Annotated in this window: 21 protein-coding genes; 13 read left to right on the forward strand and 8 right to left on the reverse strand. The window is 64.6% G+C overall.

Features of this window, described 5'->3' with window-relative positions:
• The first annotated feature begins 4 nt into the window (after positions 1–4).
• The 3 genes from EB231_RS12570 to EB231_RS12580 all read left to right on the forward strand — a co-directional run bounded on the left by EB231_RS12570 (position 5) and on the right by EB231_RS12580 (position 2,303).
• Entirely contained in the window at positions 5–1,069 is a 1,065-nt protein-coding gene (locus tag EB231_RS12570) for a DMT family transporter (RefSeq protein WP_172349080.1), read from the forward strand.
• Positions 1,070–1,082: 13 nt separating this feature from the next.
• Positions 1,083–1,475: a thiol-disulfide oxidoreductase DCC family protein gene (locus tag EB231_RS12575; protein ID WP_172349081.1), complete on the forward strand. Its 393-nt coding sequence runs from the start codon at positions 1,083–1,085 to the stop codon at positions 1,473–1,475.
• A 147-nt stretch (positions 1,476–1,622) separates the two neighbouring features.
• Positions 1,623–2,303 carry a PadR family transcriptional regulator gene (locus EB231_RS12580; protein ID WP_172349082.1) on the forward strand — a complete coding sequence of 227 codons (681 nt, stop codon included), beginning with the start codon at positions 1,623–1,625 and terminating at the stop codon, positions 2,301–2,303.
• A 77-nt stretch (positions 2,304–2,380) separates the two neighbouring features.
• On the opposite strand, the gene EB231_RS12585 is transcribed toward EB231_RS12580, so the two are convergent.
• Positions 2,381–2,641: a YiaA/YiaB family inner membrane protein gene (locus EB231_RS12585; protein WP_023779112.1), complete on the reverse strand. Its 261-nt coding sequence runs from the start codon at positions 2,639–2,641 to the stop codon at positions 2,381–2,383.
• Positions 2,642–2,703: 62 nt separating this feature from the next.
• The gene (locus EB231_RS12590; protein ID WP_172349083.1) at positions 2,704–3,381 is read right to left on the reverse strand and encodes a PspA/IM30 family protein; all 678 of its coding nucleotides are present in this window, start codon (positions 3,379–3,381) and stop codon (positions 2,704–2,706) included.
• A gap of 179 nt (positions 3,382–3,560) precedes the next feature.
• Between EB231_RS12590 and EB231_RS12595 the strand changes: the two genes are divergently transcribed.
• Both EB231_RS12595 and EB231_RS12600 read left to right on the forward strand, forming a co-directional pair.
• Positions 3,561–4,202: a TetR/AcrR family transcriptional regulator gene (locus EB231_RS12595; RefSeq protein WP_172349084.1), complete on the forward strand. Its 642-nt coding sequence runs from the start codon at positions 3,561–3,563 to the stop codon at positions 4,200–4,202.
• A gap of 47 nt (positions 4,203–4,249) precedes the next feature.
• Positions 4,250–4,546, forward strand: coding sequence for an HlyU family transcriptional regulator (locus EB231_RS12600; protein ID WP_172349085.1), 297 nt, complete (start codon positions 4,250–4,252; stop codon positions 4,544–4,546).
• A gap of 117 nt (positions 4,547–4,663) precedes the next feature.
• Here EB231_RS12600 and EB231_RS12605 read toward each other — a convergent pair whose 3' ends face one another.
• Positions 4,664–6,256: an ATP-binding cassette domain-containing protein gene (locus tag EB231_RS12605; protein WP_172349086.1), complete on the reverse strand. Its 1,593-nt coding sequence runs from the start codon at positions 6,254–6,256 to the stop codon at positions 4,664–4,666.
• Complete coding sequence (locus EB231_RS12610) at positions 6,253–7,863, reverse strand: ATP-binding cassette domain-containing protein (RefSeq protein ID WP_172349087.1); 1,611 nt, start codon at positions 7,861–7,863, stop codon at positions 6,253–6,255. The genes EB231_RS12605 and EB231_RS12610 overlap by 4 nt, the downstream gene beginning before the upstream one ends.
• A 100-nt stretch (positions 7,864–7,963) precedes the next feature.
• On the opposite strand from EB231_RS12610, the gene EB231_RS12615 reads away from it, so the two are divergent.
• Genes EB231_RS12615 through EB231_RS12630 form a run of 4 tightly spaced genes read left to right on the forward strand, consistent with a single transcriptional unit; the run spans position 7,964 to position 11,324 of the window.
• A complete protein-coding gene (locus tag EB231_RS12615) occupies positions 7,964–9,535 on the forward strand; it encodes a cytochrome ubiquinol oxidase subunit I (RefSeq protein ID WP_172349088.1) in 1,572 nt (523 codons plus the stop codon).
• Positions 9,536–9,550: 15 nt separating this feature from the next.
• Positions 9,551–10,705: a cytochrome d ubiquinol oxidase subunit II gene (cydB, locus tag EB231_RS12620; protein ID WP_172349089.1), complete on the forward strand. Its 1,155-nt coding sequence runs from the start codon at positions 9,551–9,553 to the stop codon at positions 10,703–10,705.
• Between the two features lie 19 nt (positions 10,706–10,724).
• Positions 10,725–10,856 (forward strand): cytochrome bd-I oxidase subunit CydX, encoded by a 132-nt coding sequence (gene cydX / locus EB231_RS12625; protein WP_096449042.1) that lies wholly within the window; start codon positions 10,725–10,727, stop codon positions 10,854–10,856.
• 24 nt (positions 10,857–10,880) lie between these two features.
• Positions 10,881–11,324, forward strand: a complete 444-nt coding sequence (locus EB231_RS12630) for a hemerythrin domain-containing protein (protein ID WP_246740925.1) — start codon at positions 10,881–10,883, stop codon at positions 11,322–11,324.
• 12 nt (positions 11,325–11,336) lie between these two features.
• On the opposite strand, the gene EB231_RS12635 is transcribed toward EB231_RS12630, so the two are convergent.
• Positions 11,337–12,059 (reverse strand): Crp/Fnr family transcriptional regulator, encoded by a 723-nt coding sequence (locus tag EB231_RS12635; RefSeq protein WP_340163209.1) that lies wholly within the window; start codon positions 12,057–12,059, stop codon positions 11,337–11,339.
• A gap of 203 nt (positions 12,060–12,262) precedes the next feature.
• On the opposite strand from EB231_RS12635, the gene EB231_RS12640 reads away from it, so the two are divergent.
• From EB231_RS12640 to EB231_RS12655, 4 genes are all read left to right on the forward strand, one after another.
• Positions 12,263–14,701, forward strand: a complete 2,439-nt coding sequence (locus tag EB231_RS12640) for a GcvT family protein (protein ID WP_172349090.1) — start codon at positions 12,263–12,265, stop codon at positions 14,699–14,701.
• A 19-nt stretch (positions 14,702–14,720) separates the two neighbouring features.
• Positions 14,721–15,830, forward strand: coding sequence for a mandelate racemase/muconate lactonizing enzyme family protein (locus EB231_RS12645; protein ID WP_172349091.1), 1,110 nt, complete (start codon positions 14,721–14,723; stop codon positions 15,828–15,830).
• Positions 15,831–15,948: 118 nt separating this feature from the next.
• Entirely contained in the window at positions 15,949–16,536 is a 588-nt protein-coding gene (locus EB231_RS12650; RefSeq protein ID WP_172349092.1) for a DUF308 domain-containing protein, read from the forward strand.
• 187 nt (positions 16,537–16,723) lie between these two features.
• Entirely contained in the window at positions 16,724–17,305 is a 582-nt protein-coding gene (locus EB231_RS12655; RefSeq protein WP_172349093.1) for a TetR/AcrR family transcriptional regulator, read from the forward strand.
• Positions 17,306–17,405: 100 nt separating this feature from the next.
• Here EB231_RS12655 and EB231_RS12660 read toward each other — a convergent pair whose 3' ends face one another.
• From EB231_RS12660 to EB231_RS12670, 3 genes are read right to left on the reverse strand one after another with little or no spacing between them, the layout of a single operon-like run.
• On the reverse strand, positions 17,406–18,200 hold the full coding sequence (locus EB231_RS12660; RefSeq protein ID WP_172349094.1) for an ATP-binding cassette domain-containing protein: 795 nt from the start codon (positions 18,198–18,200) through the stop codon (positions 17,406–17,408).
• A complete protein-coding gene (locus tag EB231_RS12665) occupies positions 18,200–19,297 on the reverse strand; it encodes an ABC transporter permease (RefSeq protein WP_172349095.1) in 1,098 nt (365 codons plus the stop codon). The genes EB231_RS12660 and EB231_RS12665 overlap by 1 nt, the downstream gene beginning before the upstream one ends.
• Positions 19,298–19,349: 52 nt before the next feature.
• On the reverse strand, positions 19,350–20,306 hold the full coding sequence (locus EB231_RS12670) for a rhizopine catabolism ABC transporter substrate-binding protein (protein WP_172349096.1): 957 nt from the start codon (positions 20,304–20,306) through the stop codon (positions 19,350–19,352).
• Between the last annotated feature and the right edge of the window lie 27 nt (positions 20,307–20,333).

A 20,333-nucleotide genomic window follows, 5' to 3' on the forward strand; every position in this document is an offset into this window, starting at 1 on the left:
GACCATGTCAGAGCCGCACTCGCATTCCCATCTGTGGCCCGGCGTGCCGCTTGCCCTGTTTTCGGCCGCATTGTTTGGCGCCACGCCGCCCCTTTCCAAGCTGCTGCTCAACAGCGTCAGCCCCTTCATGCTGGCTGGCCTGCTCTATCTCGGCGCGGGCATTGGCCTTGCTCTCTATCGCCTGTTTCGCGGCAAACAGGCCGCGGCCGGCGAAGCGCAACTGGCCGCCAGGGATTTCCCCTGGCTGGCGCTGGCGATCGGCATGGGCGGCATCCTCGCGCCGGTGCTGTTGATGTTCGGCCTCAGCCTCAACACGGCATCCAGTTCAGCGCTGCTGCTCAACCTGGAAGGGCTGGCGACGATGGCTATCGCCTGGCTCGTCTATCGCGAGAATGTCGACCGGCGCCTGCTGGTTGGCGCCTTCGCCATTCTGGCGGGCGCGGTACTGTTGTCATGGCAGGGTGAGGGTGTCGCCTTCAATCTCGGCGCGCTGCTAGTCGCCGGGGCCTGCCTGGCATGGGGACTGGACAACAACTTCACCCGCAAGATCTCGGCGACCGACCCGGTGGTGATCGCCATGCTGAAGGGCCTGGTGGCGGGCGCGGCCAATGTCGGGTTGGCGCTTGCTGCCGGAGCGTCGTTTCCCGCGATATCCATTGTCGCTGCCACGGCCGCCGTCGGCTTCCTTGGCATCGGCGTCAGCCTTGTGATGTTCATCCTGGCGTTGCGCCATCTTGGTACCGCGCGGACAGGCGCCTATTACTCGCTGGCTCCGTTCATTGGCGCGCTGCTGGCCATCGTCATCCTGGGCGATGCCGTCACCTTCAAGCTGGCGTTGGCGGGACTTCTGATGGGCATCGGCCTGTGGCTGCATCTGTCGGAGCGCCACGACCATGAGCACGACCACGAGGCGTTGGAACATGAGCACAGCCATGTGCATGACGAACACCACCAGCACGATCATGACGGGCCGGTGAGCGAGCCCCATTCGCACTGGCACCGGCATGCGCCGATGCGCCACCGCCATCCGCATTATCCGGACCTGCACCACAGGCACGGCCACGGCTGAGCACGCCAGGATCATGCTCAAGCAAACCCCCAGGCCTGAACTGACCGTCTGGTACAACACGCGATGCCCCGTCTGCGATGCCGGCATTGCCAGGCAGAAGCGGCGGCTGATCGAAGCGGTCAGGGCCGGGCGGATCGAATTTCGCGACATCAATCTGGAGCCGGCGGCCCTGGCCGGACGCGGCGCCTCGGTGGAGGACATCCGCCGGCGGCTGCACGCCACCGATGCGGATGGCCGCTTGCTGGTCGGCGCCGACGTCGCCATCGCCGTGTGGCGGATAACGCCAGGCGAAGGCTGGCTGGCCACGCTTTTCGGCAATCCGGTTGCCTTGCCGCTGACCCGCTTTGCCTATGATCGTTTCGCCGATCTGCTCTACGCCTGGAACCGGCGCAAGGGCCGCTGGTAGCGACTTCATCTCGTTGAATGGAACGCCCCGAACCGGGAGATCGGCTCGGCTGGCACGCACTCAGATACATCGTAAGATATATCTTGACTCCATGGAGGCGTGCGCCTACTTAAGTTATATCGTAAGATAGAACTCAAGGAGCAAACAATGCACAAAGACAATCATTGCGGACGCGGCCATTTTGGCGAACGCATGTTCATGCACATGGCCGGCAAGTTCGGTGGCAGAGGGGGTGGCGGCTTTGGCCCGTTCGGACATGGTGGTCGCGGTGGCGGACGCGGCGGGCCGGGGGACATGTTCCGCGCCGGGCGGATGCTGGCCGACGGCGACCTCAAGCTGATCACGCTGTCGCTGCTGGCCGAGGCGCCGCGCCACGGCTACGACATCATCAAGGCGCTGGAAGAGCGCACCAGCGGCATCTATAGCCCGAGCCCGGGCGTGGTCTACCCGACGCTGACCTTCCTGGAAGAGGCTGGCTATGCCGTCTCGTCGAGCGAAGGCAACAAGAAGGTGTTCTCCATCACCGAGGCCGGCCGGGCGCATCTCGCCGACAACCGCGAGATGATCGACGGCGTGCTCGAACACCTCGAGCGTTTCGGCCGCAAGATGGCCAAGGCGCGCGACTGGTTCGGCTGGAATGACGATGGCGAGGACCGCCGTGGTGGCCGTGGCGAACGTTCGGAAACGCGCGACGAATTCCGCGCCATCCGCCACCGCCTGCGCGCGGCGCTGGGCGAGATCGTCGATGCCCCCGCTGAAAAGCAGGCCGAGGCGATCGCCATTCTAGAAGCCGCGGCGGAAGCGCTGGAAGCGCTGTCGCCCCGCTGAGGCGGGCGGCATTTCGCGGTACGCAAAAAAAGCCCGGGGAGACCCGGGCTTTTTTGTTGGCGATGATGCGGAGGGCATCATTCCTTGCCGACATACTCACTGATCAGCTTTTCGTTGCGCGCCTTTTCGATCTTGGCGGTCATCTCGGCCGACAGGCGTTCATCCGTGCGGTACTTGACCAGGTTCACCAGGCTGCCGGTGAGCAGCAAAATGCCCATGGCCCAGTAACCCTTGGTCGCCAGGTCGACCGGCGCCAGCCAAAGCGACAGGCCGAGCATGAAATAGGCGGCACCGACCGAGGCGGTGTTGAACATGATGTAGGTCTGATTGGCGTTCATTGGAGTTCTCCGTTGATTTGATGGTTGGGTTTTGATGAGATCAGGTCTGCAAAGGCTGGTTTTCAGTTGATGGTCTTCAGGCGCTCGAGCACGTCCTTGGCGCGCACCTTCACCGCCGCGCCGTGCCCGGCGTCGGCAAGCCGGTCGCGGATTGCTTCGTGACGCAGCTCGCCGTCGATCTCGTCGAGAATGCCGGACTCCTCGAACGGGTCGCTGGCTCCCTTGATGCGGGCCAAGAGCTCCTCGGCGTCGTTGAGGCTTCCAGAATTGCCGATCGACCTGACGAGGCGCGACTGCGCCTTGCGCTCGGCATCGATGGCCCGGGCCGAGATCATGCCCTGGTTGAGGTCGATGATGCGCCGATGCGCCCGCTCCACCGAAACGCGCATCCGCAACGTCTTTTCGCCAAGGCTCTGCACGGTGGCGCGGCGGACCTCGCGTTCATTCTCCAACTCGGCGACAGCCGCGGCACCGCTTTCGGCCAGCCCCTTGTTGCCGGCGGCGAGCGCGCTGATCGTGCGGGTTTCCAGATCGGCATGGCGGCGCTCGAGTTGGTCGAGACCGGCCTGCTCGGCACGGTGGCGCACGATCAGCGTGGCGAGCGTCTGCTTGGCGGCGGCAAGACCCGCCTCGGCGTCGCGGATGCGCTGCGCCAGAAGGTCGATGGCGAAGCGATCCTTGAGGCCGTCCTCGGCCCGTGCGCTGGCGCCATCAAGCAGTGTTCTGATCAGGCTAAGCATGGTTCTTCTCCCTTCGAATTGTGCTGTGAACAATGTTCACGAAGCCAACATAACAGGAAATGAACATTGTTCAAGAGATTTTTGAACGCTGTTCACGAAACCCCTTGTATGGTAAACAAGGGGAAATCGCCGTTCGAACCAGCGTGCCTCGCAAGGCATTCGCATCCACAAGGACTGATATGGCACTGGACAAGGAAGAGACGGGCGAGCGGGTGCTGGCGATTGCCGAAGTGCTGCTCAACGAGGGCGGCATGGACAATCTGAAGGCCAGGACCATCGCCGAGCAGGCGGGCATCTCGGTTGGTTCGGTCTACAATCTGTTTTCCGATCTCGAGGGGGTGCACCGTGCCGTCAACATGCGGTTGCTTGATCGACTCGGTGCGGCAGGGGCGGCGGCGATGGCCGATCTTTCCCGGCGCGGAATCACCGATGTGCGCCAGCGCCTGCTGGCGCTGGCCGGCGCCTATGTGCGCTTCGTCGAGGCGCATCCGGGCAGCTGGCCCGCATTGCTTGCCTTCAACAGGCGGCGTCCGACACTGGCCGAACCGGATGCCTATGAGGCTCGGCTCGACCAGTTGTTCGAGATCATTGCCGGCGTGCTCGCTGGGGGCGATTTCGACCTCGACGCCGACACGCGCCGGATCGCCGCGCGCACCTTGTGGTCAAGCGTGCATGGAATCGTCACCAGCGGCTATGCGGCCAGATCCGTTCGCCGGCAGGCCGACGAGATCGACCAGCAGATCGAACTGCTGGTCGCCGTCTTCATCAGGGGGCTGGAACGCGGCGGCACATTCGCGCATGCTGGAACAACAACGTCGTGAATCGCGAACGGACCGTGGTTTGCAGGACGAACAAGGAGATTTGAGCCATGTCTTTTCTGAAACGTCTTTTCGGCGGTGGCGGCGGCGGTGAGACGGCCGAGCCCAAAAGTGCGGCACCGGCCAAGCAGGTCGAGCACAAGGGTTTCATGATCAGCGCCACGCCCTACAAGGCCGATGGCCAGTACCAGACCTGCGGCATCGTCTCCAAGGAGATCGACGGCGTGGTGAAGGAACACAAATTCATCCGCGCCGACCGTTTCGCCGGGCTCGACGATGCCGTCGACATTTCGATCAAGAAGGGCATCCAACTGGTGGATGAACAGGGCGATCGGATCTTCGGGTAGGCGGACTGATCGAGTCGACCGCTCGCATTGCACCAGAGGAAGAAAATGCTGGCGCGGCCAAGCGTCGAAACGCGCGACGCTCGCCCAGGCCATGAAAGGCCCGTCCTTGTCGAGGGTTCAAGGTTTCAGCTCGATTGTGCCTATGTCGCGAAGCGGGAAAGCGCGGTGGGTGGAAATGGCGACGATCCGGTCGCTCAGGTGGGCGAGCAGCCGCTCCAGGATGCGCTCGCCCTGCTCGTCGTCGAGATGCTCTGTCGGCTCGTCGAGCAGCACCAGCGGCATGGAGGACAGCCAGGCGCGCGCGAGGTTGATGCGCTGCACCTCGCCGAGCGAAAACCGGTCCTGCCTGATCCAGGCATCCAGCCCGCCGGCTTCACGGATTCGGCCGTCCATCTCTACGGCTTCCAGCGCACGCCACAGGGCCGCGTCCGGAGCGTCGCCGACGAAGAGGTTGGCGCGAACCGTGTCCTCGAGGATGACCGCATCATGCAACACCAGTGCCGAGAGCGCCCGCCGCTCGCCTGCCGACAGGATGCGGTCGCCGGCGGCAAATCCATCCTCGCCGATCCAGCCGGCAACCTGCTTGAGCAGACTGGTCTTGCCCGAGCCGCTGGCGCCGACGAGTACCGTTGGCCGACCTCTTTCGAGCGTAAGCGCGACCGGTGCCCCAATGGGCCGGCCGTCCGGCGCGCGGCGCTGCAGGGCGCCGTGGCGCAGTTGGCGCGGTTCGTCCGACACGTGCGCTTGCCTGTCCGCCGAACCGACCTCGGTCCACTTGCCGATCTCGGCCCGGGCGGCATTGCGGCGAAGCACGGCAACCAGCATGCGCGACGCGCCGTTCAGCGCTTCGCCAAGCGCCAGCCACGAAAAGCCAAGCAGCATCGGCAGGAGAAGCTCCGTGCCCTGCCGTCCGGCATACCAGGCGGCGGCCATCACGCTGATGCCGGCAAGCGGACCGAAGGCGGCGCAGAGCGTGTCGAGCCCGGCCTGCAGGCGGCGAAGCGCAAGCATCTCGCCATCCGCGCGCGAGAGCGTGGCAAGCGCTTCGCCACACTCATGGCGCCAGGCACCTTCGGCCTTGAGCGGAACGGCTGACGCCATGGCCGTGCCAAGCCTGCCTGCGCCCCCGCGACGCATCGACCTGGCGCGCTCCCATGCCATGGCGCCAGCCTTGGCCACCCCGTTCCCCGCGAACAGGATGGCGAGCAGCAGAAGCATGATCGGTAGAAGGGAGAGCGGCGCGAGCATCGCCGAACCCGCAATGAGGACGGCGATGCCGCAGGCCAGCGTCAGCGCAGGCAGTCCGGCACGCAGCCGGGCGTAGTCGAGGTCCTCGACATCGTCGAGATAATCGGCCAGCCTTGCGTCATCGCCGAGCTGCCATCCGGCCCTGCGCACGGCAGGCGCCGCCGCCATCGCGGCGAAAAGTTCGACGCGATGCGCGACCTGGTCCGCGAGTGCTGCCTTGTGGCCGGCCAGCCGCTCACCATAGCGGGCGACCGTGCGGCCCACCGCGAACAGCCTGACCAGCGCCGCCGGTATGTGGAAGTTGAAGGTGAAGGCGGTGGCGGAAAGGCCGGCGATCGCCACCGATCCCAACAGCCAGGCGGAAACACCGCCGAGCAATACGCCGCAGCAGAGGGCCGAGAAAGCAAAGCCCGTCGCCAGCCGCCACGACTTCCGGCTTGAGGATTGAAGGAGAGTGTTCATGCCGCCACCTCGATGGCATCGTTGGGGGTGAGATCGACCGTCATGTCTGCGGTGGCGGCGAGGTCGCGGTCATGGGTGGCCACGACGACCAGCCGTGATCGCGAGATCGCAAGCAGCATGCGTCGCACCGCTTCGGCCGTCTGGCGGTCGAGCTTTGCCGTGGGTTCGTCAGCCAACACGGTCCGGCCGGAAAGCTGCGCGCGGGCGACCGCGATGCGCAGCCGTTGCCCTCCGGAAAGGTTGGCTCCGCCCCGGTCCAGCCTGACTTCGAGGCCGCCGGGCAACAGCGCGTCGTCGAGCAGGCCGATCGCGCCCGCGGCTGCCCCGAGATTGTCCCCGGCCGGCGCGGCGATATTCCATGAAAGGGCTTCGGCAAGCGTTCCCTCGGGCACGCAGCAGTCAGTGGAAACCCAGACGATTTCCCGGCCGGCGAGTGCATCGGCGTCGAGCGATCCGCCTGGTTCGAGCCCGGCCAGTCGGCGCAGCAATGTCGACTTGCCCGATCCGCTCGGGCCGACAATGGCGACCAGGCCCTGTTTCGGCAACGCCAGGGACAGGCGGTCGAGAATCGGCAAGGTCTTTGCCGCGGCCGGCTCGGCACCGAGCAGCCGGTCAAGTGCGGCCGCCGCGGCAAGGCCTTCCGCCTTGGCATGATATTGTTCCGAAAAGCGCCGGAAGGGTGCGAAATATTCCGGCGCGATCATGAGGATGAACAGGCTTTGCCAAAGCGCGAGGTTGGAGAAGCCAGGGATCATCGCGAGCTTCAGGTGGCCAAGGCCGAGGAAGACGGCGAGGATGGCAATCGACAGCGATGCGAAGAAGTCGATGATGCCGGCATTGACGAAAGCAATGCGCAGCACGCCCATCGTGTTGCTCGCATAGGCTTCGAGGCGGCGGGCCAGCTTGGCGTCCTCGGTGGCCATCGCGTGGTTGGCGAGGATCGTGGGCAGCGTGCGGATGCGGTCGGCGAACTGGCCCGCCAACCGGCCGAAGGCGCGTTCCTGGGCGTCGGCGCGCCGGCGGATGGCATTGCCCACCAGCGCGAGGAACAGGATCATCACCGGCGTCAGGCAGATGACCAGCAGCGCCGCCTGCCAGGAGACGAGGAGAAGTGCGATGGCCGCAAGCAGGGGTCCCGCACCCATCATCGTGCTGGCCGCGCGATGGCCGACGACAAGGCCGGCCACCGCCTCGGGATGACGCTGCATCGAGACGATGACGCCGCCGACCGACAGCGATTGCAATTGCCGCGCCGGCATGTCGTTCAGGCGCTCGCCCGCAGCCCCGCGCAACCCCGCCGAGACGGCGGTTTCGGCCGATGCCTGCGCCCTGTCGGACGCGAGCCCGGCGAGGCAGGCAGACGCGAGAAGCACGACCACAGCCGCGACCAGCCATGGGTCGACGGGATCGCCCATCACCAGCCGTCCGGTTGCGATCGCCGCCGACGCGGCGAAGCCGAGCCGTAGCCCGGTGCGCGCGACTTGCAGGATGAGCAGCCGACGCAAGCCGCGCCTTGCCAGCCGTTCGCCGATCGAGAGTGCCTGAAAAGGGGCGGGGCCGGAGGGGACGACCTTCGAATCCGGTGCGGGGACGGCTGACGTTTTCATGCCCCGGTTCTCGCACACGCAATGATGAAACGAATTGATCCAGATCAAGCGGCGGATGTTCGCGGCGCGTTATGAGCGGGTATCCAGAAAGGACGCTCCCATGCCCGACTTTCTCCTCGTCGACCTGTCCCGGCTGCAGTTCGCGCTGACGGCCCTCTATCATTTCCTGTTCGTGCCGCTGACGCTGGGCCTCTCCATCCTGATCGCCATGATGGAGACCGTCTATGTCATGACCCGCCGCACCATCTGGCGCGACATGACCAAGTTCTGGGGCGTGCTGTTCGGCATCAATTTCGCCCTCGGCGTCGCCACCGGCATCACCATGGAATTCCAGTTCGGCATGAACTGGGCCTACTATTCGCACTATGTCGGCGACGTGTTCGGCGCGCCCCTCGCCATCGAGGGCCTGATGGCCTTCTTCCTCGAAGCCACCTTTGTCGGGCTGTTCTTCTTCGGTTGGGACAGGCTATCGGCCCGCGCGCATATGATCGTGACCTGGTTGATGGCGCTTGGCACCAATTTCTCCGCGCTCTGGATCCTGATCGCCAATGGCTGGATGCAGAACCCGGTCGGTTCTGCCTTCAACCCGGACACGATGCGCATGGAGGTCACCGACTTCATGGCGGTGATCTTCAATCCGGTGGCGCAGGCGAAGTTCGTACACACCGTTTCGGCCGGCTATGTCTGCGCCGCCACCTTCGTGCTCGGCGTTTCGGCCTGGTACATGCTGCGCGGGCGTCACGTCCAGCTCGCCAAGCGCTCTTTCGTCATCGCCTCGGCCTTCGGCCTCGCCTCGTCACTCTCGGTGATCGTGCTCGGCGACGAAAGCGGCTATGCGCTGACCGACAACCAGAAAATGAAGCTCGCGGCCATCGAGGCCATGTGGGAGACGGAACCCGCGCCGGCGTCCTTCACGGCCTTCGGCATTCCCAGCCAAAGCGACCGCGAGACGCATTTCGCCATCCGCATCCCGTGGGTGATGGGCATCATCGGCACGCGCTCGATCGACAGGCAGATCCCCGGCATCGACGAACTTGTCGCCCATGCCGAAATGCGCATCCGCAACGGCATCGCCGCCTATGACGCGCTGGAGAAGATCAAGGCGGATCGCACCGATACCGCCGCCCGCGCCGCCTTCGATGCCAGCTCCGGGGATCTCGGCTACGCGCTGCTGCTCAAGCGGTACCTGCCGGATCCGAGGCAGGCGAGCGAGCAGCAGATCAAGGATGCCGCCTGGTCGACCGTGCCTTACGTGCCGCTGCTCTTCTTCGGCTTCCGGCTGATGGTGGCCTGCGGTTTCGTGCTCGCCGCGCTGTTCGCGGTGTCGCTGTGGCACACGACACGGGAGACCGAAGCGCCGCGCTGGCTGTTTCATGCCGCGCTCATCGCCATGCCGCTGCCCTGGATCGCCATCGAGGTCGGCTGGTTCGTGGCGGAGTTCGGACGCCAGCCCTGGATCATCGATGGCGTGCTGCCGACCTTCCTCGCCACGTCCGAGCTTGGCGTCACCGACCTGGCGCTCACCATCTCCGGCTTCACGCTCATCTACGGCGTGCTCGCCCTCATCGAGGTCAAGCTGATGCTGGCCGCAATCCGCAAGGGGCCCGAGATCGCCAGCGTCATCGATGACCTGCGCCCGAACACCGACCCCGCACTGCAACCCGCAGAATGAAAAAGGATCACGACGATGATCGACTTTCTCTTCGACTATGAAACGCTGCGCGTGATCTGGTGGATTCTGCTCGGCATCCTCCTGATCGGCTTCGCCGTGACCGACGGTTTCGACATGGGCGTGGGCGCGCTGCTGCCCTTCGTCGCCAGGACCGATGCCGAACGGCGTGTGGCGATCAACACAATCGGCCCGGTATGGGAAGGCAACCAGGTGTGGTTCATCCTCGGCGGCGGCGCCATCTTCGCGGCGTGGCCGGCGCTCTACGCGCTGAGCTTCTCCGGCTTCTACCTTGCCATGTTCCTGGTGCTTCTGGCGCTGATCCTGCGCCCCGTTGCCTTCAAGTATCGCTCGAAGCGGCCCGATCCCGCCTGGCGCGGGCGCTGGGACTGGGCGCTCTTCGTCGGCGGCGCGGTGCCGGCGCTCATCTTCGGCGTTGCCCTTGGCAACACGCTGCAGGGCGTGCCGTTCCATTTCACGTCGGATCTGCGCCCCATCTATGAAGGCAGCCTGTTCGGCCTGCTCAACCCGCTCGCGCTCTATTGCGGCCTCGTCTCGGTCGCCATGCTGATAACCCACGGCGCGGCATGGCTCGCGTTCAAGGCGGAAGGCATCGTCGAAGACCGCGCGCGCGCGATCGGCGCCAAGTCCGCTGTCATCACTTCGCTGCTCTTCGCCGGCGGTGGCGTGCTGGTCTGGCTCGGGCTGCTCGGCGGCTACCGCGTGACCTCGCCGATCGTGTGGGACGGGCCGTCCAATCCGCTGCTCAAGACGGTGTCGGCGGACAGCGGTGCCTGGCTGGCGAATTTCCATGCCCATCCGCTGCTGTGGATCGTGCCGGCGCTCGGTGTCGTCGCACCGCTGCTGGCGGCTATCGGCTTTCGGGCCCGGCGTGAAGGCTGGACCTTCCTTGCCTCGCAGTTAGGCGTCGCGATGATCATCGCGACGGTGGGGCTTGCCATGTTCCCCATCCTTCTGCCGTCGAGCAGCAATCCCAGCCATTCGCTGACCGTGTTCGATGCTTCCTCAAGCCGCGCCACGCTGCGCAACATGCTGATCGCCACGGTGATCTTCCTGCCGCTGATCCTTGCCTACACCGGGTGGGTCTACAGCGTGCTGTGGGGCAAGGTCGGCGAGAAGAGCGTCGAGAAGGCCGGCTCGTCGGCCTACTGATTCAACCGGAGTTTTGACCATGTGGTATTTTGCCTGGATCCTCGGCCTCGGACTGGCCGCCTCCGTCGGCATCCTCAATGCGCTCTGGTATGAGCTGCGCACCGTCCGCGAGGAGCCCGCCAAGGACACCGTCGCCCTGCCCACGCCTTGAGCCCGCCGTGGCGGAGGAGGCATCATGAGCGACTCTAATCTCGGACCGCTGCGCGGGCCGGCGGACATGAAGCGGGCGCACGTGCGGATGCTTGCGCTCTGTCACATGCTTGAAGGCATCGCCGACGACCTGCCGTCGCGCGTCGACCGCTTCCAGTGCCTTGCCGTGGCGGCCGATCTGTTGCCAGTGCTGCGAGAGTGCCATCGCTTCGAGGAAGAGACTGTCTTCCCCGCCTTCGCGCGGCTCCAGGGCGGGGAAGACATCGTCGCGCGGCTCAAGATGGAGCATCTGGAGGACGACTGCGCGGCGGCTGATCTCAGTGAAGTCCTGCTTGCGCACGGCCACGGGAGGCCTATCGAGAACCCCGAGGCGCTCGGCTACATGCTGCGCGCGCTGTTCGAATCCATGCGGCGCCATATCGCCTTCGAGCGCGACCATGTGCTGCCGGGGATTCTCGGGCAGCGCTGAGCGCTTCGGCGATCAGTTCCCGGAACGCGCCGCCAGGCGCGCGAGGTCGCTGACGACAATGTGACGGTTGTTGTCGATGCGAATGACGTTGTCGCCCCGCAGCCTGGTCAATTGCCGGCTTACCGTTTCGATGGTCAGGCCGAGGAAATCCGCGATCTCCGCGCGCGACAGCGGCAGGTCGAAAGCGGCGGCGCGGTGTTCCGGGCCAGCGGTCGGATCGATGTTGCGCGCGATCATCAACAGGAAGCTCGCGATCTTCTCGGCGGCGGTCTTGCGACCGAGCGCCACCATCCAGTCGCGCGCCTGGTCGAGTTCGCGCAATTTCTGTTCGAGCAGCCGATGTTCGAGGTCGGGGTGCTCCTTCATCATCCGCTCCAGCGTTTGGCGCGGAAAGGAGCACAGCTCGACATTGGTCGCGGCTTCCGCGGTCAATGTGCTCTCGGCCTGGAACGGCCTGCCCAGAAAATCAGGAGCGAACTGCAGGCCGACGATCTGCTGGCGGCCGTCGGACAGCGTCTTGGTGAGTTTCACGACACCGGAAAGAACGTTGGAGAACCGGTCGACGCTTCCGGTGTCGCTCATCAATTCCTTGCCGGTCTCGGCCTTGTGCCGTTTCGTCGACTTGGACAGGGCGACAAGCTGATCGGGGTTGAGGGCGCCGCAAATGCCACGATGCCGCGCTTCGCATGAAACGCAGAGAACAGGAATGCCCTTCGTGTGAATGTCTTCGCGCACGATGGTACATCTATAGTGTTACCAGCCGGCAGTGCAACGCATGGGCGACGACTTTAGCGATGGTGCATACGCACCGCCGAAAGGGCCCAGTTGCATAAATCCAGCTTATCATGAACCCCAGTTTTTGAAGACGTTACAGGGGCTTTCGCCGCCTGTAGCCTCGACGATGGGTTCTTTGAAGATGCCAGGGATTTGGTGGGTCGATGCAGACACATGCGCGGGTGGTGATTGTTGGTGGCGGGTGCGTCGGCGCGGGCATCCTGTACGGTCTTGCCAAGCGCGGCTGGACCGACGTCGCACTGCTCGAACGCACCCAGCTGACGGCCGGCTCGACCTGGCATGCGGCGGGCCTCGTCCCATCCTACGCCCGCAACATCAATATCGGCCGGATGATCAACAAGACCATCGAGATCTATGAAGGGCTGGAGGCCGAGACCGGGCAGCCTGTCGGATGGCACAAATGCGGCCAGCTGCGCATCGCCAATTCCAGGGACCGGCTCGACGAATACAAGAGCTATATGAGCGTCGCCGACGTTCAGGGCATGCGGGCGCATCTGCTGTCGCCGGCGGAGGCGAGGGCGCTGTGCCCGCTTCTCGACAACAAGCACATGCTCGGCGCGCTCTATCATCCCGATGACGGCCATATCGCGCCGGCCGACGTGACCCATGCCATGGCCAAGGGCGCGCGGGATCTGGGCGCCAAGATCTACCTGAACACGGAGGTCACCGGCTTTCAGCGGACCGCGGGCGGCGAATGGCGGGTCCAGACGAACAAGGGCGACATCACCTGCGAGCATGTGGTCTGCGCGACCGGCAATTACGCGCGCCAGACCGGCGCGCTGCTCGGCCTCGAGATCCCCGCCATCCCGATCCTGCACCAGTACTGGATCACCGAGCCGGTGCCGGAGGTCGTGGAGCGCAAAAAGCAGGGACGGGCGGAAATGCCGATCCTGCGCGACGAGGGCTTTGAAGGCTATCTGCGCGAGGAGGGCGACGGCTTCATGTTCGGGCCCTATGAGCGGACCGAACACCTCAAGCTGTTTGCCGAGGATGGCGTTCCCGCCTGGTTCGGCGCCGACCTCGTCGAAGAGGATTTCGAGGCGGTGTCATGGAACTGGGAGCAGGCAACGCAACTTGTGCCGTCACTGGGACGCGCCGGAATCAAGGCCAATGTCCGCGGCCCCTTCCAGATGACGGCGGACGAGCTTCCGCTGATGGGACCGGCCTGGGGCCTGCCCAATGTGTGGCTGGCCGAGGGCGTGCCGGGCGGCATCCTGTGGGGCGGCACGATCGGCTACTATCTGTCGGAGCGGATCGTCGAGGGCGGCAACAGCCTCGACACCTCGGATCTGGATCCTCGCCGCTTCGGCGACTACGCCAACAAGGCCTGGACGCGCGAGAAAGTCCGCGAGGCCTGGGGCACGCATGCGGAGCAGAAATATCCCGGACAGGACATGCCTGCCGCCCGGCCGCAGAAGACAGCGCCATCCTATGCGCGGCTGAGCGAGTTGGGCGCGGTCTGGGGCGTGCTCAACGGTTGGGAAATGCCCAATTGGTTCGCACCCAAGGGCGTCGAGGCCAAGGACCAGTATAGCTGGCGCTGGACCGCCAAGGGCGTTTTCGTCGGCGAGGAAGTGCAGGCCGTGCGCAATGCCGTCGGCCTGGTCGAGATGACGCCGATGACCAAGTTCGAGGTCTCGGGACCAAACGCAGCCGCCTGGCTCGACAGGATCCTTGCCAATCGCCTGCCAGCAGTCGGCAGGGCTGTTCTGGCGCATCACCTCACCCCTGCAGGTGGGGTGCAGGCGGAATACATGGTGGCGCGCCTCACCGACGACGGCTTCTATCTCATCTCGACGCCGCGCGCGGAGCGCTGGAATTTCGACGATCTCTCAAAGCTGCTCCCCGCCGACGGCGGTGTCAGCCTGAAGAACGTCACCAATGAGCGCGGCTGCTTCACGGTCGTGGGGCCAAATGCCCGAGATGTGCTGCAGCCGCTCACCGAGATCGACCTGTCGAACGCCGCCTTTCCCTGGTTCGGCGTGAAGACCGGCAGCGTGGCGCTTGCCAGCGACGTGCGGCTGCTGCGCGTCAACTACGAAGGCGAGCTCGGATGGGAGCTCTATCATCCCATGGCCTATCAGCGGCAATTGCTCGACGCGATCCTGAGTGAGGGCGAGAAGCACGGCATGCGGCTCGTCGGGCTGCATGCGCTGGAATCGCTGCGGCTGGAGAAATCCTATCGCGCCATGTACCGGGACATGAATCCCGAGCTCAACGTGCTGGAGAGCGGGCTCGAGCGGTTCGTTCGCCTCGACAAGGGCGATTTCGTCGGCCGCGAGGCGGTGCTGAAATACAAGGATCGTAACGACCAGCGCCGATCGGCAACGCTCAGGATCGAGACCGATGGCGCCAGCACGCTTGCCAACGAGGGCCTCTACATCGATGGCGAACTGGTCGGGCGCATCACGTCGGGCGGCTATGGCTATACGCTCGGGCATGATGTGGCGCTGGCGCTGTTGCCGGAGCGTCTCAGCAAGCCCGGCACCAAGTTCGACGTGGCGATCCTAGGCGAATGGAGGGTCGCCGAGGTGATCGCGGACTCGCCCTACGATCCCAGCTCGGCCAGGGCGCGCAGTTGATCGCAAGGGCTGAGCGAAGATGCGCATCGACCGGATCAACGTCCATACGGCGCAGTTGCCCGTCAAAGGCGGCGCCTATCGCATGGCCAGCGACGACGTAGAGTCGCTGGACAGTACCTTAATCGAGATCGTGACGGATGACGGCCTGACCGGTTGGGGCGAGACCTGTCCGATCGGACCGGTCTACCAGCCGCATCACGCGCTCGGCGCCCGCGCCGCGATCGCCGAAATTGCCCCAGGCCTCATTGGCGCGAAGATTGCCTCGATCAGGCTTCTGGCGAAGCGGATGGATGAGCGCCTGAACGGGCACGGCTACGCCAAGGCCGCGTTCGACATGGCCTTTCTCGACCTTCTCGGCCAGAAGCTCGGTGTGCCGGTGTCGACGCTTCTGGGCGGCTCGCTCACGGATCGCGTGCCGGCCTACTATTCGCTGATCGTCGGCCCGCCGGATGAAACGGCCAGGATCGCGGCCGACAAGGTGAAGGCAGGCTATCCGCGTCTGCAGGTCAAGATTTCCGGGCGTAATCTCGAAGAGGATGTGGCCACCGTCCACAAGGTCTGGGAAGCGGTCGGCTACAAGGCGCGCATTGCGGTGGACGGCAACAGAGGCCTGACGGCGGCCGCGGCAATCCATCTCGACAGGCTCTGCCAGGCGATCCCCTTCGTCCTCGAACAGCCCTGCAACACCATGGACGAGATCGCGACGCTGAAGGGCCGCGTGACACATCCGATCTATCTCGACGAGAGCACCGAGGACCAGAACGCGGTGCTGCGGGCGATCTCGCTGGGCATCGCGGATGGTTTCGGCTTCAAGGTTACCCGCCTTGGCGGCCTCACCAAGATGGCGACCGTGCGCGACCTTTGCGCCATCCGCTCGCTGCCGCACAGCTGCGACGATGCCTGGGGAGGCGACATCATCGCGTCGGCCTGCGTCCATCTTGCGGCGACTGTCGAGCCGCGCCGCATGGAAGGCGCATGGATCGCCCAGGAGTATATCGATGGGCATTTCGACCCTGGCAATCCGGTCGTCATCCGCGAAGGGCATATCGCCGTGCCGCAGCGGCCAGGCCTGGGCGTAAAGCCCGAGCCCGGCATGTTCGGCAAGCCGATCGCCACATACGGAGCCTGAGCGGGCGCGGTCTCCAGAGGCTGCCAAGATGGTGCGCATTCAGCCAATCCTGTTGTTGACTTCGATATGCCTACCTTCTAGTAGGTAGTCAACATCAACCAGCATTGGACAAACAAGCATGCCTTCCCAAGAAACCGACACCCTCGCTCAAGCTTCGAACACATGGCTCAAAAGCTATTATTTTGTGCGGTTCGCCGTTTCCGCGGCATGGGTCGCACTGGCCTTCACCGTCGCCAGGACCATGCCGCCGCTGGCCGCGATCATGCTGGTAGCGTATCCCGCCTGGGACGCCCTGGCGAACTTCCTCGATGCCCAGCGCACAGGCGGGATGAGCCGCAACAAGTCTCAGTTGCTGAACTTTGTCATCAGCGCGCTTACCACCCTGGCGGTCGCTGTCGCGCTGACCAGGAGCATGAACACAGTGCTCGCGGTCTATGGTGTGTGGGCCGTGCTGTCCGGCGTGTTCCAACTGATTACCGCGGTGCGGCGCTGGAAGACCAATGGCGCGCAATGGGCGATGATCCTGAGCGGCGCTCAATCGGCGTTGGCGGGCCTCTTTTTTGTCAAGATGGCCGGGGGCATTGAAGATATCGGCATCACGAATGTCGCACCATATGCCGCGTTTGGCGCATTCTACTTCCTGGTGTCGGCGGTATGGCTGACGGCCGGCGACATCCGTCGCAAGTCACCGCGAGCCGCCAGCTAAGGTGCGCCCCTTGCAGGAGCCGTTCGACATCCCGCCCTGCTTTTCCCAACTGACCGGTCATGCGCTGTCTCCATGAGGGACGGCGCTTTTCCCGTCGAAAGGATTGGTTCACCCTTGGCTCGCCGACTAGGACAAATCTTGCAAGGATCGGCTAAATTTCCTACCTCGACCTATTGGAAGGTAGACAATGAACATTGCACTCAGTGACACCGCGGGCAAATTGGTTGGGGGAGCCGCCCAACTCATCATGCGTGTTGGCTACAACGGCTTCAGCTACGCCGATCTTTCGGAGCGCTTTGGCATCCGCAAGGCCAGCATTCACCATCACTTTCCGTCGAAAGTCGATCTGGTGGTAGCCGTTGTCGAGCAAGCGCGTGCCGGCATCCGGGCTCAGCTTGCGGCGTTGGACGAAGGTTCGCCGGTCGCGATGGATCAGCTGCGGTTTTACACCGGGTATTGGGAACGCTGTATCAAGGACCAGTCCGCTCCCTTTTGCCTGGCTGCCGTGCTGGCCGCTGAATTGCCGGGTCTGCCCGAAGAGGTGGCGCTTTCCGTTCGCGGCCATTTCACCGATCTCGGCAGATGGCTGGAGCGGTTGTTCGAACTTGGTGTGGAGCAGGGGGCGGTGCATCTCGAGGCATCCCCCGACATCGAGGCACAAGCATTCATGGCGACCGTATACGGAGCCATGCTTGCGGCCCGGGCGTTTGATGACCCGGAACGCTTCAACGTGATTGTGGAAACGCTTTTTCGTCGCATCCGCGCGTGATGCCTGACGTCTAGCTTCGAGCGGCAAAGCATGCGCGCCTTCGCCCGCGCGAGTGCTTGTTTGGCCGTGCGTTTCGTTGCCTGCAAAGGCGCGCCGCGCCTCAAGCCGTACCGTTCTTGGCCGACTTTGCCAGTTCCTGTTCCAGGTCCACCAGTTCCTTGCCGCCGGCCATCAGGTTGAGCAGTTGGTCGCGGTCGATTTCGCCCTTGGCGTAGGTGCCGGTGCTCCGGCCGCGCTTCAAGAGCGTGAAGCGGTCGCCCACGACATAGGCGTGATGGACGTTGTGGGAAATGAAGATGACGCCGATGCCGCGCGCCTTGGACTGCACGATGAGCTTCAGAACCACGGAGGCCTGGTGGACCCCCAGCGCCGATGTCGGCTCGTCGAGGATCAGCACCTTGGCGCCGAAATAGACGGCACGCGCAATCGCCAGGCATTGCCGTTCGCCGCCTGACAGGGTGCCAACCGGCTGTTCGGGGTCGCGCAGCTGGATGCCCATCGCCGACATCTCGTCATAGGCGGTGCGGTTGGCGAAGTCGCTGTCGAACTGATGGATTGGCCCGAACTTGCGCATCGGCTCGCGCCCGAGGAAGAAGTTGCGCGCCACGCTCATCAGCGGCACCAGCGCCAGGTCCTGGTAGACCGTTGCGATGCCGCTGTCGCGCGTATCGGCGGGCGAGGCGAACCGTGTCGGCTTGCCCTGGATACGGATTTCGCCTTCGTCGGGCGTGTAGACGCCCGACAGCGTCTTGATCAACGTCGACTTGCCGGCGCCATTGTCGCCGAGCAGGCAATGCACCTCGCCGGGGCAGACATCGAAAGACACGTCCTTGAGTGCCACGACCGAGCCGAAATATTTGCTGACCGATTTCAGTTCGACATAGGGCTCGGCCATCACCGGCTCCTCATGGCGCGGTTGCGCACATAGCTGTTGAACAGCACCGCGATGACCATCATGGCGCCCATGAACAGCTTGAACCAGTCGGTATCGATGCCGGTGTAGAAGATGCCCATCTGCACCACGCCGAAGATCAGGGCGCCGAACATGGCGCCAATGGCCGATCCATAGCCGCCGGTGAGCAGCGTGCCGCCGATGACGACGGCGATGATGGCCTCGAATTCCTTCTGCGTGCCGCGCAGCGTGTCGGCCGAGCCGGTGACCAGCACCTGGATCGCCGCGAACAGGGCTGCCGCGAGTGCCGTCATGATGAACAGCGTGATCTTGGTGCGCGCCACCGGCACGCCGAGATTGCGCGCGGCATTGGCTTCGCCGCCGGCGGCGAAGATCCAGTTGCCGAAGCGGCTGCGCGTCAAGAGCCAGGTGCAGGCCAGTGTCAGCACGATCCACCATACGATGGACACCGGAATGCCTGATATCGACGGCAGGCCGTCGGCCCGCTTGCCGATCAGGCCGATGTCGGAAAGCCAGGCGATCAGGCCGGAGAACACCTGCCCCGAGAACAGGCTGTTGAGGGGATCGTGCAACGCCAGTTCATGCACGCCCGAGACCTGGGTTCGGCCTGAGATGCCGCGCGTGAGGCCGAGCGTGAGGCCGCGCAGCATGAACAGGCTGCCGAGCGTCACGATGAATGAGGGCAGGCCGGTCCTGACGACGGCGAGCCCGTTCAGCGCGCCGATGCCGCCGCAGACGGCGAAGGTGAACAGCAGCGAAAGCCAGATCGGCCAGCCCCAGAACACGGAAGGGATGGCGATGAGGATGCCGGCAAAGCCGATCATCGAGCCGACCGACAGGTCGAACTCGCCGGCGATCATCAGCAAAGCCACGGGCGCGGCGAGAATGCCAAGCTGGGCCGAGACTTCGAGGAAGTTGACGATCCCCTTGGCACTGAAAAGTCCCGAGCTTCCCGCCGTGACGGCGAAGAACACGAAAACCAGCACGGTGCCGGCCGCGGCGCCAAGTTCCGGCCTGCTCAACAGGCGGCTCAGGCGTGACACGGACCGGACCCGCTCGTCGCGAATCTCTGAAACCATGGCTGCTTGCCCCTATGATGAAGCGGCCGGAGCGAAGCCCCGGCCGCCGGTGTCAGCGCTTGCCGAGTTTCGACAGTTCGATAACCGAGGCGGCGGTGTCCTTGGTGACGAAGCCGGGGCCTGTCGGATAGTCGGCGATCGGCATGATCTTGTACTTCTTCCAGAGGTCGAACATCGCCACCGGGATGTAGCCCATGGCATATTGCTGGGCGTCGATGCCCCATTCCATCTTGCCGGCGACAACGGCCTGCAGGATGGTGGGGGAAAGGTCGAACGTGCCGGTCTTCACCTTGCCCGCCAGGCCCAGTTCATCAAGTGCTGCCAGCGTCGGTTCGGCACCGCTGGCGCCGACGGCGAGGATGAACTGTGTGTCGGCATGAGCGGTCATGTAGGCGATCACGCGGTTCTTCATTTCGGTCGGGTCGATGACGCCGTTCATCACCGGAACGTCGACGCCCAGACCCTTGGCAAAGCCGGCGCAGCGGTCGTCGAGGCTCGAATTGCCGACCTCATGGTTGGCGCAGACCGCCTTTGTGAGGCCGAGCGCCTTGATGCGCTCGCCGGCCATGACGCCCGCCTGGAATTCATCCTGCCCCATGAACAGCAGGCCGCCAAGATCATGGGTCAGCTTCGAGCCGCCGGAATCGATGACGATCACCGGGATGCCGGCGGCGACCGCGTTCTTGACCGGTGTCGAAAGGGCGGCCGCGTCGGGGATCGAGACAACCATGCCGTCGGGCTTGGAGGCCGTGATGGCGTCGATCATCTGCCCCATCTTGGCCATGTCGAAGGTTTCGGGGGCCAGATACTCGGCCTTGACACCGAGCGTCTTGGCGGCGTCGTCCATGCCGTTCTTGACCACCGACCAGTAGGGGTCGCCGCTCTGGCCGTGGGTGACGAACACCACCCGCGTCTCGTCGGCGGCCGCAAGTGTCGTGGCCGCCGCCATCATCGTGAAGCCGGCCAGCAGGCCGAGCGCAGGCTTTATTAATTTCGCAAGCGAAAACATAGAACCTCCTGTTTGTTTTCCGCCGCC

This window comes from Mesorhizobium sp. NZP2298, from assembly GCF_013170825.1.
Lineage (GTDB): Bacteria > Pseudomonadota > Alphaproteobacteria > Rhizobiales > Rhizobiaceae > Mesorhizobium.

Bases quoted from the DNA above. Each gene is read 5' to 3' on its own strand.
- EB231_RS12570 (WP_172349080.1), top strand. From the start codon at position 5: ATGTCAGAGCCGCACTCGCATTCCCATCTGTGGCCCGGCGTGCCGCTT.
- EB231_RS12575 (WP_172349081.1), top strand. From the start codon at position 1,083: ATGCTCAAGCAAACCCCCAGGCCTGAACTGACCGTCTGGTACAACACG.
- EB231_RS12580 (WP_172349082.1), top strand. From the start codon at position 1,623: ATGCACAAAGACAATCATTGCGGACGCGGCCATTTTGGCGAACGCATG.
- EB231_RS12585 (WP_023779112.1), bottom strand. From the start codon at position 2,641: ATGAACGCCAATCAGACCTACATCATGTTCAACACCGCCTCGGTCGGT.
- EB231_RS12590 (WP_172349083.1), bottom strand. From the start codon at position 3,381: ATGCTTAGCCTGATCAGAACACTGCTTGATGGCGCCAGCGCACGGGCC.
- EB231_RS12595 (WP_172349084.1), top strand. From the start codon at position 3,561: ATGGCACTGGACAAGGAAGAGACGGGCGAGCGGGTGCTGGCGATTGCC.
- EB231_RS12600 (WP_172349085.1), top strand. From the start codon at position 4,250: ATGTCTTTTCTGAAACGTCTTTTCGGCGGTGGCGGCGGCGGTGAGACG.
- EB231_RS12605 (WP_172349086.1), bottom strand. From the start codon at position 6,256: ATGAACACTCTCCTTCAATCCTCAAGCCGGAAGTCGTGGCGGCTGGCG.
- EB231_RS12610 (WP_172349087.1), bottom strand. From the start codon at position 7,863: ATGAAAACGTCAGCCGTCCCCGCACCGGATTCGAAGGTCGTCCCCTCC.
- EB231_RS12615 (WP_172349088.1), top strand. From the start codon at position 7,964: ATGCCCGACTTTCTCCTCGTCGACCTGTCCCGGCTGCAGTTCGCGCTG.
- cydB (WP_172349089.1), top strand. From the start codon at position 9,551: ATGATCGACTTTCTCTTCGACTATGAAACGCTGCGCGTGATCTGGTGG.
- cydX (WP_096449042.1), top strand. From the start codon at position 10,725: ATGTGGTATTTTGCCTGGATCCTCGGCCTCGGACTGGCCGCCTCCGTC.
- EB231_RS12630 (WP_246740925.1), top strand. From the start codon at position 10,881: ATGAGCGACTCTAATCTCGGACCGCTGCGCGGGCCGGCGGACATGAAG.
- EB231_RS12640 (WP_172349090.1), top strand. From the start codon at position 12,263: ATGCAGACACATGCGCGGGTGGTGATTGTTGGTGGCGGGTGCGTCGGC.
- EB231_RS12645 (WP_172349091.1), top strand. From the start codon at position 14,721: ATGCGCATCGACCGGATCAACGTCCATACGGCGCAGTTGCCCGTCAAA.
- EB231_RS12650 (WP_172349092.1), top strand. From the start codon at position 15,949: ATGCCTTCCCAAGAAACCGACACCCTCGCTCAAGCTTCGAACACATGG.
- EB231_RS12655 (WP_172349093.1), top strand. From the start codon at position 16,724: ATGAACATTGCACTCAGTGACACCGCGGGCAAATTGGTTGGGGGAGCC.
- EB231_RS12660 (WP_172349094.1), bottom strand. From the start codon at position 18,200: ATGGCCGAGCCCTATGTCGAACTGAAATCGGTCAGCAAATATTTCGGC.
- EB231_RS12665 (WP_172349095.1), bottom strand. From the start codon at position 19,297: ATGGTTTCAGAGATTCGCGACGAGCGGGTCCGGTCCGTGTCACGCCTG.
- EB231_RS12670 (WP_172349096.1), bottom strand. From the start codon at position 20,306: ATGTTTTCGCTTGCGAAATTAATAAAGCCTGCGCTCGGCCTGCTGGCC.